This is a genomic window from Streptomyces sp. CB02400 (assembly GCF_001905725.1).
GTDB classification, from domain to species: domain Bacteria; phylum Actinomycetota; class Actinomycetes; order Streptomycetales; family Streptomycetaceae; genus Streptomyces; species Streptomyces atrovirens.
Window position 1 is genome coordinate 137351 of the sequence record NZ_LIWB01000004.1, and the last position, 17542, is coordinate 154892.

Sequence of the window (17542 nt, forward strand, 5' to 3'; positions counted from 1 at the left end):
TTACTTCACCGCCATACACCCTCCCCGTCACTTTCCCGTCGCCTGAACGGAGCTCGAACTGAAATCGATAAACAGAGCGAAAGGAAAGTGCGATCATCCGATCAGATATGAGCAGACGGAGGGAATCAGCCGGTGGGGACGGCCAGCTCGTCGTGTGGGTGCTGACCGTGGGCAACCGCTGCGAGGTCTACCGTCAGGTTCCCTGAGGCGTCAGCGCCTCACACGGTCCGCACCGGGCTGCCCGGAAGTCACCTCCGACAGGCCCGACACTGTCGCCCGCCGCCCCGACAGACAGCCGCCGTGGGGGCGTCGTACCTGGTGGGCGGGGTGTCGGCACGGGATCTTCGGGGCATGACCACTTTCCCCCCGCCAGGAGCGGCGGTCCGCGCTGCCGCTCCCGCTCGCCGGCCAGACGGTGCTCTCGTTCCGCTTCACCCGTCCCCGCGCGGTGCCCGGCTCGCCCGTCGGCTCGCGTCCTGCCGGATGGACGCCTGGGGGTGGCGCCACGACGCACCCGTGCACGACGCCGTGGAGCTGATCGTCGCCGAGCTGGCGGACAACGCCGTGTCCCACGGGCGCGTGCCCGGACGGGACGCCCGGCTGCGTCTGGCGAGGTTCGGTGCCACCGGCCGTGTCCGCGTCGAGGTCAGTGACGCGCGCGGGGAACGGCATCCCGCCACCGCCCCGGGCGGCCTGCCCGAGGACGAGGACGAGGGCGGACGTGGTCTCGTCCTCGTCGCGGCGCCGGCCGAGGAGTGGGGTGTCGCCCCGCGGCCCGGTGCGCCGGGCAAGACCGTCCGAGCGGTGGTCGCGGTGCCCGGTGCGCCGTAGCCGCGGCGGCTCGGCCGCCCGTTCCGGCACTTCGGCGCGATGACCTTCCAGATCGCCATCGACCCGAACTTCCCGCGCCCGCTGTACTACGGCGTCCTCGACGGGCCGTTCCTCGTGGTCACGAGTGTGCTCAGCAGCGTCGTCCTGGTCGCGATGCGCCAGCCGGCCGGTCAGTCGCCGCCTCCGCCTCCGCCCCCGTCACCACCACCGCCGTCACCAACACCGCCGTCGCCGCCGTCTCCTCCGTCGCTGCCCCAGCCGTCACCGCCGCCGGGTTCGTTGTCGTCGCGGCCGGTGCCGAGGTTGCTGAACCAGGGAAGGTCCCAGGTGCCGGTGTCCGTCTCTCCTCCGGAGCGGGAGCGGGGGCGGAACCTGGCCAGGCCCGTCGTGTCCCCGAGGCCGAAGGACACGGCGACCGCGTGGGCCATGACGGCGTCCAGGGGATCGGGGCTCTCGTGGTGCACGGCGGCCAGCGGCAGCAGCACCGTGCCGGGTACGGGGTCCGGCCTGCGTGGTGGACGGGTCAGCAGCGCGACCCGGCGGTCGTCGCGCAGCAGCCACGAGCTCTCGGCGTTCTCGCGCCGCAGTGTCCAGTGCCGGTCGGGCAGGCGTATCTCCACGCTGCTCTTGGACTTGCGGAACTTCTTCTGGAGGACGAGCCGGGCCGTTGTGTCACCGACGGTCATGACCAGGCCGCTGCCCGGGACGGTGGAGTCGCCGCGGAAGCCGTACGGTGCCCGCAGGCGTACGGCCGGGGCGTGCGGGCCCCACGCGTCCACGCGGACCAGGCGCCGGTCCACGGCGACGGCGACCGGTCCGGCGGGGCCGTGCGCGTAGCGCCGCGCGATCCACAGCGGTACGCCCTCCGCGTGCGCCCGCGCGGCGAGCGCGGCCACCTGGTCCGCCCCGCCGCACCTGTGGACCGCCCATTCGCCCAGGGCGCGGGCGAAGTCGGCGGCTTGGCGCACCTTCAGAGGCGTGGTCGTACCGGTCACGCGGGTGACCGGTACGGCGCCGGGGCCCTGCGCCAGCGAGGCCAGGGGGCGTTCCGTGCCGGCGCCGCCGAGCCAGCACCCCCGTAGAAACGCTTCCGCCATGGCGCCGAGGTTCAGCTCGGCCGGCGGTGTCGTCCGGCCGCCTCTGCGCAGTCCGTCCTCGGTGAGTTCCACGGTCCGCGCCAACGGGTTCCGGGACCGTTCCCCGTAGAGCACCTGGCTCATCACATCCCCCTCCTGCTCCCCGGCCTCACGCACCTGGCCGCCGTCAAAAAATATCGCGGCCGCGCGGCAACCCCCTGACGTGCGGCGGCGACTTCAGGGCGGTGGACAACGAGGGCCATCGCACATCGAACGAAAGCCGTGACATGCGCAGTACTGGTAACACCGCCCCGCGCGCGGGGCACCGGAGAAAGAACGGCCGGCGCCGCACCGTCCTGATCGGCGCTCTCACCACGTCGCTCGTGGGCGGCGCCGTGGTCGGCGGCGTGCTGATGTCGGCGTCCGCGGCGGAACCGGGCGCGGGCACCTACCGCCTGGTGAACGCGGCGAGCGACACCTGTCTGGAGGTTCCGTCGGGAGGCACGGGCGCCGGCGTGCAGCTGGCCCTGGCCGACTGTGACGGGGGCGCGGACCAGAGCTGGGAACTGGCCGACTCCGGCGACGGTTTCACCGTGACGTCGTCCGCCACCGGGCTGTGCGCGGGCGTCAAGGGCGACTCGACCTCCGCCGGGAAGGCCGTGCAGCAGCAGGACTGCGGCGAGGGCTCCTCCCAGGTCTGGAAGGTGAGCGCCGTCGGTGACGCCTACCACCTGGTCAACGCGCACAGCGAGAAGTGCCTGAACCCCAAGAACGGCCTGGTGCAGCAGAACTCCTGCGACAGCGCCGCCGGCAAGACCTGGACCCTGCGGGAGGTGGACGGATCGACGCCCCCGCCGTCCACTCCGACGGCGAGCGCGACCCCGACGGCGAGCGCCCCCGCCTCTCCCTCTCCCTCCCCCTCCGCTGACGACGAGCCGGCCGGTGACACCGCGTTCGCCTCCTGGCCCACCGCCACCGACGAGCAGCCCGTCTCCTCGACCATCGAGGTGAGCGGCGTGTACGACGGTTCCCTGAAGCGCTTCCACGGCTCGGGCGACCTCGGCGGCAGCGGCCAGGACGAGGGCCAGGACCCGATGTTCAAGCTCGCCGACGGCGCGACGCTGAAGAACGTGATCCTGGGTTCGCCCGCCGCCGACGGAGTGCACTGCTCGGGCAGCTGCACCCTGGTCAACGTGTGGTGGGAGGACGTCGGCGAGGACGCCGCCAGCTTCAAGGGCAAGTCCGCCTCGGCGGCCTACACCGTCGACGGCGGCGGTGCCCGCAAGGCCGACGACAAGGTCTTCCAGCACAACGGTGCCGGCACCCTGACCATCAAGAACTTCCAGGTGTCCGACTTCGGCAAGCTCTACCGCTCCTGCGGCAACTGCGGGACCCAGTACGAGCGCCACGTCGTGATCGACAACGTCCTGGTCACGAGCCCCGGCAAGGTCATCGCCGGTGTCAACTCCAACTACGGTGACACCGCGACCCTCTCCGACGTGACGATCGTCGGTGACAGCAAGAAGAAGATCATCGTCTGCGAGCGCTTCGAGGGCAACGACAGCGGCGACGAGCCGACCGCCCTCGGCAGCGGTCCCGACGGCACGTCGTGCGTCTACGAGAGTTCCGACGTGACGCACAAGTAGGGCACACGGGGCGAGGGCCCGGCACCGCCGAACAGCGGCGGTACCGGGCCCTCGTGGCGCTGTGAGCGGGTCGCTCAGTGGGCGTGGCCGTGGCCGTGGCCCGCGGCGGCCGGCTCTTCCTCTTCCTTCTTCTCGACGACCAGGGTCTCGGTCGTCAGGAGCAGGGAGGCGATGGAGGCGGCGTTCTCCAGGGCGGAGCGGGTGACCTTGACCGGGTCGATGACGCCGGCCTTGACCAGGTCGCCGTACTCGCCGGTGGCGGCGTTGTAGCCGCTGCCCTTCTCCAGCTCGGCGACCTTGGAGACGATGACGTAGCCCTCCAGGCCGGCGTTCTCGGCGATCCAGCGCAGCGGCTCGACGGCGGCCTTGCGGACCACGGAGACACCGGTGGCCTCGTCGCCGGTCTTGTCGAGGTTGCCCTCGAGGACCTTGACGGCGTGGACCAGCGCGGAGCCACCACCGGAGACGATGCCCTCCTCGACCGCGGCGCGGGTCGCGGAGATGGCGTCCTCCAGACGGTGCTTCTTCTCCTTCAGCTCCACCTCGGTGGCGGCGCCGACCTTGATGACGCACACGCCGCCGGCGAGCTTCGCGAGGCGCTCCTGGAGCTTCTCGCGGTCCCAGTCGGAGTCGGTGGTCTCGATCTCGGCCTTGATCTGGCCGACGCGACCGGTCACGTCCTCCTTGTTGCCGCCGCCGTCGACGATCGTGGTGTCGTCCTTGGTGACGGTGACGCGGCGGGCGGAGCCCAGCACGTCCAGGCCGACCTGGTCGAGCTTGAGGCCGACCTCCTCGGAGACGACCGTGGCGCCGGTGAGGACGGCCATGTCCTGCAGCATCGCCTTGCGGCGGTCACCGAAGCCGGGGGCCTTGACGGCGACCGCGTTGAACGTGCCGCGGATCTTGTTGACGACCAGGGTCGACAGGGCCTCGCCCTCGACGTCCTCGGCGATGATCAGCAGCGGCTTGGAGGCGTTGGCCTGGATGACCTTCTCCAGCAGCGGCAGCAGCTCCGCGATGGAGGCGATCTTGCCCTGGGTGATCAGGATGTACGGGTCGTCGAGGACGGCCTCCATACGCTCCTGGTCCGTGACGAAGTACGGCGACAGGTAGCCCTTGTCGAAGGCCATGCCCTCGGTGAAGTCCAGCTCCAGGCCGAAGGTGTTGGACTCCTCGACGGTGATGACACCGTCCTTGCCGACCTTGTCCATCGCCTCGGCGATGAGCTCGCCGACCTGCTGGTCCTGGGCGGACAGCGCGGCGACGGCGGCGATGTCGGACTTCTCGTCGATCGGGCGGGCCGAGGCGAGCAGGTCCTCGGAGACCGCGGCGACGGCGGCGTCGATGCCCTTCTTCAGGGCGGCCGGGGAAGCACCGGCGGCGACGTTCTTCAGGCCCTCGCGGACCAGCGCCTGGGCCAGCACGGTGGCGGTGGTCGTACCGTCACCCGCGATGTCGTTGGTCTTGGTCGCCACCTCCTTCACCAGCTGCGCGCCGAGGTTCTCGTACGGGTCCTCGATCTCGACCTCGCGGGCGATCGTGACACCGTCGTTGGTGATGGTGGGGGCGCCGAACTTCTTGTCGATGACGACGTTGCGGCCCTTCGGACCGATCGTCACCTTCACCGTGTCGGCAAGCTTGTTGACGCCGCGCTCGAGGGCGCGACGGGCGTCCTCGTCGAACTTCAGGATCTTCGCCATGGCAGCGGGAGCCCTCTCGGAAATCTAGGTGAAATCACCGCGCCCCCGGTCACCCGGCTCCTTGTCGGATGCTGGGGCCAGGGGCGCAGTGGTTCGAGCAAAAGTGCTTGCTTCGAGGTCGGGTCGTCCGGGGGGTTGACCCCGGGTTCCCCTTACTTCTCGACGATCGCGAGGACGTCGCGGGCCGAGAGGACGAGGTACTCCTCGCCGTTGTACTTGACCTCGGTGCCGCCGTACTTGCTGTACAGAACGACGTCGCCGACCTTCACGTCGAGCTCGACGCGCTTGCCGTCCTCGATGCGGCCCGGACCGATGGCCAGGACGACGCCCTCCTGGGGCTTCTCCTTGGCGGTGTCCGGAATGACCAGGCCCGAAGCCGTGGTCTGCTCGGCGTCGAGCGGCTGGACCACGATGCGGTCCTCGAGCGGCTTGATGGCAACCTTGGAGCTGGCGGTCGTCACGATCCGACCTCCCCCTTCGGAGATCTCACGGGGTTAACTGTCTGAGGTGGCGACCAGGTGGATCCGTCGTCGCGGGTGCCGGACCTGCCCGTCGCGTGTGTTGGCACTCTCCAGGGGGGAGTGCCAGACCTGAGACTATGACTGTGGTTAGCACTCGGTCAAGCGGAGTGCCAATTGCCTGCGGCGCGTCGTGGAGTGGGGGCGTTGTTCACACCGGGGTGCGCGGCTTGCCGGTGCTGCGGTGACCGTCCACCGGGGGCTGCCGCCCCCAGGCCCCCGCTTCGGCCTGAACGGCCTCGTCCTCAAACGCCTGACGGGCTGAGAGGTGAGCGGTGCCCGCCGGGGACCGCCGCCGGGCTGAGAGGTGAGCGGTGCCCGCCGGGGACCGCCGACGGGCTGACTTCAGCCGGCGTAGTCCTCCAACTTGCCCACCCTCAGGCCCCGCTCCTCCAACTCGGCCAGCAGCCGTGTCGTCCGTTCCGTCAACGACAACGACGGGGCCTCGCCCGACGGTACGGCGATGATGTCGCCGGGGGTCAGGTGGTGGGGGGCGTCGGTGTACGTCAGGTGGCCGTCGGGTTCCAGGGTGGCTCTCCACAGGACCACCGTCTCGATGCCGCAGTCGGCGGCGGCTCGCAGGGTGGTGGTGTCGTACGTGCCGTAGGGCGGGCGGAAGAGGTGGGGGCGGACGCCGAAGCGGGACTTGAGTTTGCGCTGCTGGCCGCAGATCTCGGCGCGCTGGCCGGCGTACGGCAGACCGCGCAGGGCGGGATGGTCGAGGGTGTGGTTCTGCAGGCTCGCGCCGACCGAGCGCAGGCGGGCGAAGTGGGCGTATCCGGGGCCGGCCACCGTGTCCGTGAGGAACAGGCTGACGGGGAGCCGGTGCTCGCGCACCAGGTCGATGAAGCGGGGGTCGCGCTCGGCGCCGTCGTCGTAGGTGAGGAAGACGACCTTGTCGCGGGTGGGGATGTGGTCGACGACGGGCGGGAGGGCACCGGCCTCCGGTGCCGGACCGGCTCCGGGGGACCGTCCCGCACCGGCTCCCGGGGACCGTCCCGCACCGTCCTCCGCCCTCTCCCCCGTCCCGCCCGACGGACCGCATCCGGCGATCACGGCCAGCAGGGCGGCGGCGCCCGCCAGGAGACGGACCCTCACAGGTAGTCCTCCAGACGGGCCACCGCGTACCCCTCCGCCGTGACCTTGTCCATGAAGCGGCGGACCATGTCCGGCATCGTGCCTTCCCAGTCCTCGCGGCCCCGGAAGTGGGTGAGGACGATGTCGCCCGGGTGCAGGTCGCGGTCCCACTCGCGGTACTCCCAGTGGTCGACGAAGACCTCCTCGTTCCACAGGGGGACGTGGGTGATCCCGCAGGCCTTCGCGGCGCGCAGGGTGGCCTTGTCGTAGTTGCCGTAGGGCGGGCGGAAGAGGACGGGGCGCTCGCCGTAGCGCTTCTCGATGACCTTCTGCATGCCGCAGATCTCGCGCTTCTGGCGGGCGTAGGACAGGGCAGGCAGGTAGGGGTGGTGGAGGGTGTGGTTGTGCAGGGCGACGTCCCGGTCCTGCATCTCCTTGAAGTAGCCGTAGTCCTCCTTGACGAGGTAGTCGCTGAGGAAGGCGCTGTACGGGATCTTCAGCTCGCTCATCATCCGCAGGAACGCCGGGTCCTTCTCGGCGCCGTCGTCGATGGTGAGGAAGAGGATCTTCTCGTCGGTGGGGACGGTGGTGAAGACCGGGGGGAGTTCCAGGCGGCGGTGGCCGTCGACCTCGAAGCCGTCGCGGGTGGTGATCCTCGGTTTCCTCGCCGGGGGCGGCGGGGCGGTCAGGGGCACCTTCTTCAGGCCCCAGCGTTTCGCGGCGGCGACCCGCGCGGTGTGCGCCGCGCGCAGTCGGGTGGCGTAGGCGTCGAGCGCGCGGGCCGGGGGCGCCTTCAGGGGCTGCTGGCCGCCCGCCGGTTCGACCTGGGCGCCATCGCCGCCGCCCGCTCCGCAGCCGGAGGCGATGGAGGCGAGAGCGAGTACCGCGAGGCCGATCCGCACACCACCGAACGGCCACTTTTTATCGTTTTGTCCTACTGCTCGCATGGTGCCGGATCCTCGCAGTCCGCCACCGGGAACCCGGCCCGACACCGCGGCCGGAGGCACACGGTCCACCGACTGGCCCACAATGACCCGGTGAACGACCTCGCTCCCCTCCTCACCCCCGAAGGCCGCGCCCTCCTCGACGAGGTGCGCGACACCGATCCGGCGCACGAACTCGCCGTCGCGACCCGGCTGCGCCGCGAGCACCCCGCCGAACTGGTGTCGGCGGCGCTGGGCCAGGCGCGGCTGCGGCAGCGGGCGGTGGCCAAGTTCGGGGCGGAGGACGCGCGGCGCATGTTCTTCACGCCCAACGGGGTGGAGCAGTCGACGCGGGCGAGTGTGGCGACGTACCGGGCCGAGTGCCTCCGGGCGCTCGGGGTGCGGTCCGTCGCCGACCTGTGCTGCGGGATCGGCGGCGACGCGATCGCGTTCGCCCGCGCCGGGATCCGGGTCCTGGCCGTCGACCGGTCCCCGCTGACCTGCGAGGCGGCCCGCGCCAACGCCGACGCGCTCGGTCTCGCCGGCCTGATCGAGGTGCGCGAGGCCGACGTGACGGAGGTGGACACGGCCGGTTACGACGCCGTGTTCGTCGACCCCGCCCGGCGTTCCTCCAAACGCGGCCGGATCTTCGACCCGGAGGCCTACTCCCCTCCCCTGTCCTGGGCCGTGTCCGCCGCGCTCGGGGCGCCGCTCGGCCTGCTGAAGATCGCGCCCGGCATTCCGCACGAGGCGATCCCCGCGGAAGCGACGGCCGAGTGGGTCTCGGACGGCGGGGACGTGAAGGAGGCCATGCTGTGGTTCGGTCAGGACGTGACGCCGGGGGCGCGGCGGGCGACGCTGCTGCCCGCCGTCGCCGGCATCTACGTGACGCCCAAGACCATGCGCCCGGACCCCGGGGTCCGGGCGGTCGGGCGGTACCTGTACGAGCCGGACGGCGCCGTCATCCGCGCCCACCTGGTCGCCGAGGTGGCCGAGGAGGTGGAGGGTGGGCTGATCGACCCGACCATCGCCTACGTCACCGCCGACGAAGCGCACCGCACGCCGTACGCCACCGCCTACGAGATCACCGACCGGCTCCCCTTCAACGTCAAGAAGCTGAAGGCACTGCTGCGCGAGCGCCGGGTCGGCGTCCTGACCGTCAAGAAGCGCGGCTCGGCGGTGGAACCGGAGGAGCTGCGCCGCAAGGTCCTGCCCAAGCCACACGGCCCCGAGTCCGTCACGGTCTTCCTGACCCGCGTCGCCGGCGCCCCGACGATGCTGCTGGGGCACCCGGTGCGGTGAGGTCCGCCGGGACGTTCACTTCAGGGACTCCCACAGCTCCCCCGCCTCCGGCTCGTCCGCGATCACGCGGTTGCGGTCCCAGGGGGCCGGGACGACCGGCATGGTGAGGGTCGTGACGCCGTCGGACGGGAGGTCCCGCAGGCTCTGGGCGAGGCGGGTGAGTTCGCCGAGCGAGTCCAGGCCGGTGTCGGTGGTGAGGCTGTCGGTGACGGTGTCGGCGATCCGGTACAGCCGGGTGGGGCCGGCCAGCAGGTCCTCCTCCGCGATCTGTTCCAGCAGCGCCTTCACCAGCTGGTGCTGGAGCCCGATGCGGCCGAGGTCGCTGCCGTCGCCGATGTCGTACCGGGTGCGGGCCAGGGCGAGGGCGTCCTTACCGTCGAGGTGGTGGGTGCCGGCGTCCAGGGTGAGGTGGCTGCGGTCGTCGTCGATGTCCTCCTCGGTGGTGACGGTGACCCCGCCGAGCGCGTCGACCAGGCGGGCGAAGCCGGAGAAGTCGATCTCGATGTAGTGGTCCATGCGGACGTCCGTGAGCGACTCGACGGTCTTCACGGCGCACACCGGCCCGCCCACCTCGTACGCGGTGTTGAACATCACCCCGGAGGCCGGACGGGTCGACTCCCCGTCCTGAAGCGGGCAGGAGGGCCGGTCGACGAGGGTGTCGCGGGGGATGCTGACCACCGTCGCGGCGGTCCGGCCGGCGTCGAGGTGGACGACCATGGCGGTGTCGGAGCGGGCGCCGCCGCTGTCGCCACCGCCGAGCGCCTGGTTCTCCTCGCCGCTGCGCGAGTCGGAGCCCAGCACCAGGATGTTCAGGGACCCGGTCGGCAGGGGCGTGGCCGTGGCGGACGCGTCCGGGGACGGTGCGGTCACGGCCCTGGCGGGGCGGTCGTCGCCCAGGGCGCTGTCGATGTCGACGCTGTCGATGTTGTCGTTGAGCTGCCAGTACGCCCAGCCGGCCGCTCCGGCGCCCAGGACCAGCAGGCCGGCCAGCGTCAGCCCCGTGATCTTCAGTGCTTTCGCCCGCCGGCCCGTTCGTATGCCCGAGCCCTCGGCCTCGCCCCCGGCTTCGTCCCCGTCGTCCCCGGTCCCGCCGCTCTTCTCGTGTCCCCTCACGGGCAGGAACATAAGTCCGAATTATGTTGAGCGGCGACCCCCGGACAGTTTTCTTGTGAAATTCTCAGACTTCCGGTGCGGCGTCCGACGGCCCGAAACTTTCGGACCGGCTCACGCCCCCGCGGGCGCCGCCGTACTGCTCCGCACCACCAGGCTCGTCGCCAGTTCCACCCGGGTCGCCGCCGCCGAGTCCTCGTCCCTGCCCAGATCGAGGACCAGCTTGGCCGCCGCCTCGGCCATCTCCGTCAGCGGCTGCCGTACGGTCGTCAGCGGCGGCCCCACCCAGCGGGCCACCGGCAGATCGTCGAACCCGACCACGCTCAGGTCCTCCGGGATCCGCAGCCCCAGCTCGCGCGCGGCCTCGTACAGCCCGAGGGCCTGGAGATCGTTGCCGGCGAAGACCGCGGTGGGCCGGTCCTCGCGGCGCAGCAGGGCGAGACCCTGCCGGTAGCCGGCCTCGTGGTGGAAGTCCCCGGTCATGATCAGCCCCGGGTCGACCGGCAGCCCGGCGGTCTCCAGGGCGGCCCGGTAGCCGTCGACGCGGGCGCGGCTGCACATCATCTGCGTGGGTCCGCTGATCGCACCGATCCGGGTGTGGCCCAGGTCCACCAGGTGCCGGGTCGCGGCGAGCCCGCCCTGCCAGTTGGTCGCCCCGATGGAGGGCACGTCGGTGCCCGGGTCGCCGGCCGGGTCCATCACCACGAACGGGATGGAGCGGCTGGTCAGCAGCGCCCGCCCGGACTCGTCGAGGCCGGACAGCACGAGGATCACGCCGTGCGGGCGGCGCGCGGCGACCTGGTCGGCCCAGGTGCGTCCGGGCGTGAGCCGGCCCGCGCTCTCGGAGAGGACGACGCTCAGGCCCTCGTCCCGGGCCACGTTCTCCACGCCCCGGATGACCTCCATCGCCCAGGCGCTCTCCAGTTCGTGGAAGACCAGGTCGATCAGGGGCGAGCGGGTGGCCTCGGCGCGGCGGCGCCGGTAGCCGTGGGCGCGCAGCAGCCCCTCGACCCGGCTCCGGGTGCCGGGGGCGACGTCGGCACGGCCGTTGAGGACCTTCGAAACAGTCGGGGCGGAGACACCGGCCTCGCGGGCGATCTCAGCGAGGGTCGCCGTCTGGGCTCTGCGCCCTTGCGTCCGTGTTTCAGCGGGCTGCGGGGAAGTCATGGCCGCGATCGTAACCCTGCGGGCCCTCTTGACGAACCCTCACGGGAGCCATAAGTTCCCGGAACATTCGGCTTTGAAGTCGAAACATTCGCCGAGAACCGTACGTGTGAGGGCCGTCCGTCCACCCGACAGGAGCTCCATGACCACCGCGCCCTGGCGTGACCCCGACCTGCCCGCCGCCGCCCGCGTCGACGACCTGCTCTCCCGGATGACCCTGGAGGAGAAGACCGCCCAGTTGTACGGGGTGTGGGTGGGCGCCGACACCGGCGGCGAGGGCGTCGCCCCGCACCAGCACGACATGACCGCCACCTACGACTGGGACGAGCTGATCACCCTCGGCCTCGGCCAGCTCACCCGCTCCTACGGCACCGCCCCCGTCGACCCCGGACTCGGCGCGCGGGCGCTGGCCCGCGCGCAGCGGCAGATCGCCGCGGCCGGCCGCTTCGGCATCCCCGCGGTCGCGCACGAGGAGTGCCTGGCCGGATTCACCGCCTGGCAGGCCACCGCCTACCCCGTCCCCCTGGCCTGGGGCGCGAGCTTCGACCCCGATCTGGTGGAGGACATGGCCCGCCGCATCGGCCACGACCTGCGCGCGGCGGGCGTCCACCAGGGACTCGCGCCCGTCCTGGACGTCGTACGGGATCTGCGCTGGGGCCGGGTGGAGGAGACCATCGGGGAGGACCCGTACCTGGTCGGCACGATCGGCGCCGCCTACGTACGCGGGCTGGAGTCCGCCGGGGTCGTCGCCACGCTCAAGCACTTCGCCGGGTACGCCGCCTCCGCCGGGGCGCGCAACCTCGCGCCGGTGCGGGCCGGGACGCGGGAGTTCGCGGACATCACCCTGCCGCCGTTCGAGATGGCGCTGCGCGAGGGCGGGGCGCGCTCGGTGATGGCCGCGTACACCGAGACCGACGGCGTGCCCGCGTCGGCCGATCCGGCGCTGCTCACCCGACTCCTGCGCGGCGAATGGGGCTTCACCGGCACCGTCGTCTCCGACTACTTCGGCATCGGCTTCCTGGAGAGCCTGCACCGGGTGGCGGGCACCCCGGCCCAGGCGGCGCACGCGGCACTGCTGGCCGGCATCGACGTCGAACTGCCCACGCTCAAGTGCTACGGCGAACCGCTCCGGGACGCGGTCCGCGCCGGCGAGGTCCCGGAGGAACTGGTCGACCGCGCGGCCCGCCGGGTCCTGCTCCAGAAGTGCGAACTGGGCCTCCTCGACGAGGACTGGACCCCGGAGCCGGCCGCACCGATCGACCTCGACTCCACCGGGAACCGCGCCCTGGCCCGCCGCCTGGCCGAGGAGTCCGTGGTCCTCCTCGACAACCCCGACGGCCTGCTCCCCCTCTCCCCCGACACCCGGATCGCGGTCGTCGGCCCCCGCGCGGACGACGCCCTCGCCATGCTGGGCTGCTACTCCTTCCCGTCCCACGTCCTCCCCCACCACCCCGGCGTCCCGACCGGCATGGAGATCCCGACCGTGCTGGAGTCGCTGCGCACCGAACTCCCCGACGCCAAGGTGACGTTCGCGCCGGGCTGCGACACCTCCGACCCGGACACGACGGGCTTCGCGGAGGCGGTCGCTCGGACGGCGGAGGCGGACGTGTGCGTGGCGGTGCTCGGCGACCGGGCGGGCCTGTTCGGCCGCGGCACGTCCGGCGAGGGCTGCGACGCGACGGACCTGAACCTGCCCGGCGTCCAGGCGGAACTGCTGGACGCGCTCGTCGCGACCGGCGTACCGGTCGTCCTGGTACTGCTCACCGGCCGCCCGTACGCGCTCGGCCGCTGGCACGGCCGCCTGGGCGCCGTCGTCCAGGCATTCTTCCCGGGGGAGGAGGGCGGCCCGGCGGTGGCGGGAGCGCTGTCGGGCCGCGTCAACCCGTCCGGCCGCCTCCCGGTCGGCGTCCCGCGCCTGCCCGGCGGCCAGCCCTGGACCTACCTCCAGCCCCCGCTGGGCCTGGCCGGCGAGGTCAGCAACCTCGACCCGACCCCGCTGTACCCCTTCGGTCACGGCGGCTCGTACACGACGTTCGACTGGACCCCCGACGACCACGCGGCGGACGGGGAGACCGGCACGGACGGCTCGTACGACGTCTCACTGACCGTCCGCAACACCGGTGACCGGTCCGGCGCCGAGGTCGTCCAGCTCTACCTGCACGACCCGGTGGCGTCGGTGACCCGCCCCGACGTCCGCCTGATCGGCTACCGGCGGGTCGAACTGGCGCCGGGCGAGGCGTCCCGGGTGACGTTCCGCTTCCACCCGGACCTGTCGTCGTTCACCGACCGCTCCGGACGCCGGGTGGTCGAACCGGGCGAGCTGGAGCTGCGGCTGGCGGCCTCCAGCGCGGACGTCCGCCACACGGCTCGGCTGCGCCTCACGGGCCCGGTACGCGAGTTGGGCCCGGACCGGCGGCTGCGGTGCGAGACGGAGGTGTCACCGGCGGGCGCGTGAAGGTGCCCGGTCAGACGCTCCCGAGCGACTCGAACCGCCACCGGTGCACCGGTCGGGCGGTCAAGTCGTCTCCTGGCTCCGGGAGTTCGGGGAGGTCCGCGTCGTACGGGGCGTCCCACCAGGTGACGACCAGGACGCGGTCCTGCGGGGCGCGGAAGGTCTCGCGGCGCAGGGGGCGCTCCGTCAGCTCCCGTGCCCGCTCCTCGGTCCAGGCCAGCAGCTCCGCGGCCCGGCCGGGGACCGCGCGGGCCTCCCACATCAGTGCGACGGTCACGAGTACAGGTTCTCCTCGCCGACCTCGTGGACGTGGTCGTGGGAGTGGGCGGTGCCGGGCACGTGCGGGTCCGTCACCGGGAGGGAGGAGTCCGCCGACAGGTCCCAGTCGGAGGCGGGGCGGTTGCGGGCGACCATCTCCGCGCCCAGCGCCGCGACCATCGCGCCGTTGTCCGTGCACAGCTTGGGGCGCGGCACGCGCAGCCGGATGCCGGCCGCCTCGCAGCGCTCCTGGGCCAGCGCCCGCAGCCGGGAGTTGGCGGCCACGCCACCGCCGATCATCAGGTGGTCGACGCCCTCGTCCTTGCAGGCCCGTACGGCCTTTCGGGTGAGGACGTCCACGACCGCCTCCTGGAAGGACGCCGACACGTCGCGCACGGGGACCTCCTCGCCCGCCGCCCGCTTCGCCTCGATCCAGCGGGCCACGGCCGTCTTCAGCCCGGAGAAGGAGAAGTCGTACGCCGGGTCGCGCGGGCCGGTCAGTCCGCGCGGGAAGGCGATCGCCTCCGGGTCGCCCTCGCGCGCGTACCGGTCGATGACCGGGCCGCCGGGGAAGCCGAGGTTCAGCACACGGGCGATCTTGTCGAAGGCCTCGCCGGCCGCGTCGTCGATGGTCGCGCCGAGGGGACGGACGTCGGAGGTGATGTCCGTGGAGAGCAGGAGCGAGGAGTGGCCGCCGGAGACCAGCAGCGCCATCGTCGGCTCGGGCAGCGCGCCGTGCTCCAGCTGGTCGACGCAGATGTGCGAGGCGAGGTGGTTGACGCCGTAGAGCGGCTTGCCGAGGGCGTAGGCGTACGCCTTGGCCGCCGACACGCCGACCAGCAGCGCACCCGCGAGTCCGGGTCCTGCGGTGACGGCGATGCCGTCGAGGTCGCGGGCGCTGACGCCCGCCTCCTTCAGCGCGCGTTCGATGGTGGGGACCATCGCCTCCAGGTGGGCGCGGCTCGCCACCTCCGGGACGACGCCGCCGAAGCGGGCGTGCTCGTCGACGCTGGAGGCGACGGCGTCCGCCAGCAGGGTGGTCCCGCGCACGACGCCGACACCGGTCTCGTCGCAGGAGGTCTCGATCCCCAGGACCAGGGGTTCGTCAGCCATTGGTTTCGGTTCCTTGTACGCCGTTCCCGTCGACGGGATTCGCCGGGTTCACAGAGGTGGACGGATCGGTCAGTCGCATCACCAGGGCGTCCACGTTCCCCGGCTGGTAGTAGCCGCGCCGGACGCCGATGATCTCGAAGCCGAAGCGCTCGTAGAGCTTCTGGGCGCGCACGTTGTCGACCCGGCACTCCAGCAGCACCTCGGCGCATTCGAAGGCGGTCGCCGCCCGCAGCAGCTCGGTCAGCAGCCGTGAGCCGAGGCCGGTGCCCCAGTGGTCCCGGGTGACGGCGATGGTCTGCACGTCGGCCGCCTGGACGCTGTCGCCGTCGCCGGCCTCGCCGCCCTCGGACTCCGCGCCGGAGATGGTGAGGCCCGCGTAGCCGACGATCCGGTCGCCCTCCTGGGCGACGACGTAGCACCGGGTCGCCCCGGGTCCGCGCGCGTGGGCCAGCTCGGACCAGAACATCCCGCGCGACCAGGCGTCCTCGGGGAACAGGTCACGCTCCAGCTCCAGTACGGAGTCGATGTCCCACCAGCGCATCTCGCGCAGCACGGCAGTATCGGTTCCCGTCACTTGGGGGTGACCACCTTGTAGTTCTTGGGGACCTGGGCATCGGGCCGGCGCAGGTACAGCGGCCGGGGCGCGGGCAGTTCCTCGCCCGCCGCCAGCCGCTCGGCGGCCAGCCGGGCCAGGGCGGCGGCGGACACGTGCTCGGGCTCGTGCGCCTTGGGGAAGGTGTCCGGGTAGAGCAGCGCGCCGGCGCCGACCGCGGGCAGACCCGCGACCTGCTCGGCGATGTCGGCGGGCCGGTCCACGGCGGGCTCGGTGAGGCGGGTGCGGGAGTCGGCGTAGCGCGCCCAGTAGACCTCCTTGCGGCGGGCGTCGGTCGCCACGACGAAGGGGCCTTCCAGGTCGGCCGCGTAGGCGAGGCCGTCCAGCGTGCACACACCGTGCACGGGCACGCCGAGCGCGAGCCCGAAGGTGTCCGCGGTCATCAGGCCGACGCGCAGCCCGGTGTACGGGCCGGGGCCGACGCCGACGACGATCCCGGTGACGGCGTCCAGCCGGGAACCCGCCTCGGCGAGCACCCGGTCGATCGTCGGGAGCAGCAGCTCGCCGTGGCGGCGGGCGTCCACCTGGCTCGACGAGGCGATGACGTCGTGGCCGTCGTGCAGCGCGACGGTGACGGCGGGGGTGGCGGTATCCAGAGCGAGCAAGAGCACGCAAACAGCCTACGGCTCCCGAGCCCCGGCCACGGCCGCACGGGGCGGCCGGTCACGTGCTGCTACGGTCACGACGGCGTACGTGAATAACGGGGCAGAACGGGACAGAGGTGACGACGGTGGCAGGCACCAGCTCGGCGATCGTGGCGGGGCTGACCGCGGCGGCCCTCGCGACGATCGGCTACCTCGGCCACCGGGCGGCGGTGACCGCCCCGGCCGAGCTGCGCCATCCGGCGCCCGGCACCGTGGCGGCCGTCCAGAAGACCCTCCGGGACAACGGCCACCCCGCCGCCCTGCCCGCACGGTCGGGGACGGGCGAACGGGTCGTGTACGCGCTGGACAGGGACCGGGTGTGGCTGGTCGAGGAGAGCGGCAAGGTGCGGCGCACCTACGGGGTCAGCCCCAGCACGGTGGACCCGGAGCCGGGCACCTACCGGGTCACGTCCCGGTCCAAGGCGGTCACCGGATCGGATGGCGTCCCGGTCGAACACGTGGTGCGGTTCGCCTCCGTCGAGGGCACGGCGATCGGGTTCAGCGCGGCGATCGACGGCTCGGCACCGCGGCTCGACCCGGAGCAGCGGACGGGCGGCATCCGGGAGACGCGCGCGGACGGCGAGGCGATGTGGGGGTTCGCGACGATCGGGCGGACGGTCGTCGTCGTTCGGTGAGTCCCGGGGTGCCCGGGGTGCCGGTGAGTCCCGGTGCGTCGGCGTGCCGATGAGTCCCGGTGCATCGGCATGCCGGTGGGTTCCGGGATACCCGGGGTGCCGGTGAGTCCCGGTGTCCCGGCGAGTCCCGGTGTGCGCGTTCCGGCCGGATCGTGTGAACGGGGCCCGTGTATTCCGACAAGGCGTCGGCAAGATGTTGCGTTCGGTGTCCCGGGCGTGGTCACATGGTATCCAGCTCGTGGTTAGGTCTACCTAACCACGCCCGCCCCCGTCCTTCAGGAGGCGTCCATGCCGGCCCACCAGAGCGCCCGCCGAACCACGGCGCAGTCACGGCCACAGCCGGTCTCCGGCCTCTCCGGAATCCCGATGCGCGACCTGCTGGCGTCCTGCGCCGCGGCCGCCGCGGTCTCCACCCCGCCCCGCGCACCGGAACCCCGGCCCTGCGAACCGGCCAAGGGGCACCGCGAGGCCGCGTAGGCG

17 protein-coding genes and 1 pseudogene are annotated in these 17542 nt (G+C 72.4%); 7 read left to right on the forward strand and 11 right to left on the reverse strand.

Going from position 1 to position 17542, the window contains the following annotated elements:
• The first annotated feature begins 483 nt into the window (after positions 1-483).
• A complete protein-coding gene (locus AMK33_RS11500; RefSeq protein ID WP_235618051.1) occupies positions 484-831 on the forward strand; it encodes an ATP-binding protein in 348 nt (115 codons plus the stop codon).
• A 170-nt stretch (positions 832-1001) separates the two neighbouring features.
• Here AMK33_RS11500 and AMK33_RS42810 read toward each other — a convergent pair whose 3' ends face one another.
• Positions 1002-2051 (reverse strand): hypothetical protein, encoded by a 1050-nt coding sequence (locus AMK33_RS42810; protein ID WP_073932711.1) that lies wholly within the window; start codon positions 2049-2051, stop codon positions 1002-1004.
• 269 nt (positions 2052-2320) lie between these two features.
• Here AMK33_RS42810 and AMK33_RS43755 point away from each other — a divergent pair.
• Both AMK33_RS43755 and AMK33_RS11510 read left to right on the forward strand, forming a co-directional pair.
• A pseudogene (locus tag AMK33_RS43755) lies at positions 2321-2698 on the forward strand (RICIN domain-containing protein); the annotation flags it as partial.
• A 42-nt stretch (positions 2699-2740) separates the two neighbouring features.
• Positions 2741-3553, forward strand: coding sequence for a pectate lyase (locus AMK33_RS11510; RefSeq protein ID WP_235618089.1), 813 nt, complete (start codon positions 2741-2743; stop codon positions 3551-3553).
• 74 nt (positions 3554-3627) lie between these two features.
• On the opposite strand, the gene groL is transcribed toward AMK33_RS11510, so the two are convergent.
• From groL to AMK33_RS11530, 4 genes are all read right to left on the reverse strand, one after another.
• A complete protein-coding gene (gene groL / locus AMK33_RS11515; RefSeq protein WP_073932712.1) occupies positions 3628-5253 on the reverse strand; it encodes a chaperonin GroEL in 1626 nt (541 codons plus the stop codon).
• 152 nt (positions 5254-5405) lie between these two features.
• Positions 5406-5714 (reverse strand): co-chaperone GroES, encoded by a 309-nt coding sequence (gene groES / locus AMK33_RS11520; protein WP_073932713.1) that lies wholly within the window; start codon positions 5712-5714, stop codon positions 5406-5408.
• 402 nt (positions 5715-6116) lie between these two features.
• A complete protein-coding gene (locus AMK33_RS11525; protein ID WP_383612109.1) occupies positions 6117-6836 on the reverse strand; it encodes a polysaccharide deacetylase family protein in 720 nt (239 codons plus the stop codon).
• Between the two features lie 29 nt (positions 6837-6865).
• Positions 6866-7750 (reverse strand): polysaccharide deacetylase family protein, encoded by an 885-nt coding sequence (locus tag AMK33_RS11530; RefSeq protein WP_073932715.1) that lies wholly within the window; start codon positions 7748-7750, stop codon positions 6866-6868.
• Positions 7751-7885: 135 nt separating this feature from the next.
• Between AMK33_RS11530 and AMK33_RS11535 the strand changes: the two genes are divergently transcribed.
• Positions 7886-9073, forward strand: a complete 1188-nt coding sequence (locus AMK33_RS11535) for a THUMP-like domain-containing protein (protein WP_073932716.1) — start codon at positions 7886-7888, stop codon at positions 9071-9073.
• A 15-nt stretch (positions 9074-9088) separates the two neighbouring features.
• Here AMK33_RS11535 and AMK33_RS11540 read toward each other — a convergent pair whose 3' ends face one another.
• Together AMK33_RS11540 and AMK33_RS11545 are read right to left on the reverse strand one after the other, a co-directional pair.
• The gene (locus tag AMK33_RS11540; RefSeq protein WP_073932718.1) at positions 9089-10198 is read right to left on the reverse strand and encodes an LCP family protein; all 1110 of its coding nucleotides are present in this window, start codon (positions 10196-10198) and stop codon (positions 9089-9091) included.
• Between the two features lie 99 nt (positions 10199-10297).
• Positions 10298-11350: a LacI family DNA-binding transcriptional regulator gene (locus AMK33_RS11545; RefSeq protein WP_073932720.1), complete on the reverse strand. Its 1053-nt coding sequence runs from the start codon at positions 11348-11350 to the stop codon at positions 10298-10300.
• 139 nt (positions 11351-11489) lie between these two features.
• On the opposite strand from AMK33_RS11545, the gene AMK33_RS11550 reads away from it, so the two are divergent.
• Positions 11490-13802 carry a glycoside hydrolase family 3 N-terminal domain-containing protein gene (locus AMK33_RS11550; RefSeq protein WP_073932721.1) on the forward strand — a complete coding sequence of 771 codons (2313 nt, stop codon included), beginning with the start codon at positions 11490-11492 and terminating at the stop codon, positions 13800-13802.
• 10 nt (positions 13803-13812) lie between these two features.
• On the opposite strand, the gene AMK33_RS11555 is transcribed toward AMK33_RS11550, so the two are convergent.
• From AMK33_RS11555 to tsaB, 4 genes are read right to left on the reverse strand one after another with little or no spacing between them, the layout of a single operon-like run.
• Entirely contained in the window at positions 13813-14076 is a 264-nt protein-coding gene (locus AMK33_RS11555) for a hypothetical protein (protein WP_073932722.1), read from the reverse strand.
• Positions 14073-15170, reverse strand: coding sequence for a tRNA (adenosine(37)-N6)-threonylcarbamoyltransferase complex transferase subunit TsaD (gene tsaD / locus AMK33_RS11560; RefSeq protein WP_073932723.1), 1098 nt, complete (start codon positions 15168-15170; stop codon positions 14073-14075). The genes AMK33_RS11555 and tsaD overlap by 4 nt, the downstream gene beginning before the upstream one ends.
• Positions 15163-15744 (reverse strand): ribosomal protein S18-alanine N-acetyltransferase, encoded by a 582-nt coding sequence (gene rimI / locus AMK33_RS11565; RefSeq protein WP_073932724.1) that lies wholly within the window; start codon positions 15742-15744, stop codon positions 15163-15165. The genes tsaD and rimI overlap by 8 nt, the downstream gene beginning before the upstream one ends.
• Positions 15741-16394 (reverse strand): tRNA (adenosine(37)-N6)-threonylcarbamoyltransferase complex dimerization subunit type 1 TsaB, encoded by a 654-nt coding sequence (gene tsaB / locus AMK33_RS11570; protein ID WP_073932725.1) that lies wholly within the window; start codon positions 16392-16394, stop codon positions 15741-15743. The genes rimI and tsaB overlap by 4 nt, the downstream gene beginning before the upstream one ends.
• A 119-nt stretch (positions 16395-16513) precedes the next feature.
• Between tsaB and AMK33_RS11575 the strand changes: the two genes are divergently transcribed.
• A complete protein-coding gene (locus AMK33_RS11575) occupies positions 16514-17062 on the forward strand; it encodes a hypothetical protein (protein ID WP_073933039.1) in 549 nt (182 codons plus the stop codon).
• 288 nt (positions 17063-17350) lie between these two features.
• Complete coding sequence (locus tag AMK33_RS11580) at positions 17351-17539, forward strand: hypothetical protein (protein WP_073932726.1); 189 nt, start codon at positions 17351-17353, stop codon at positions 17537-17539.
• The last annotated feature ends 3 nt before the right edge of the window (positions 17540-17542 follow it).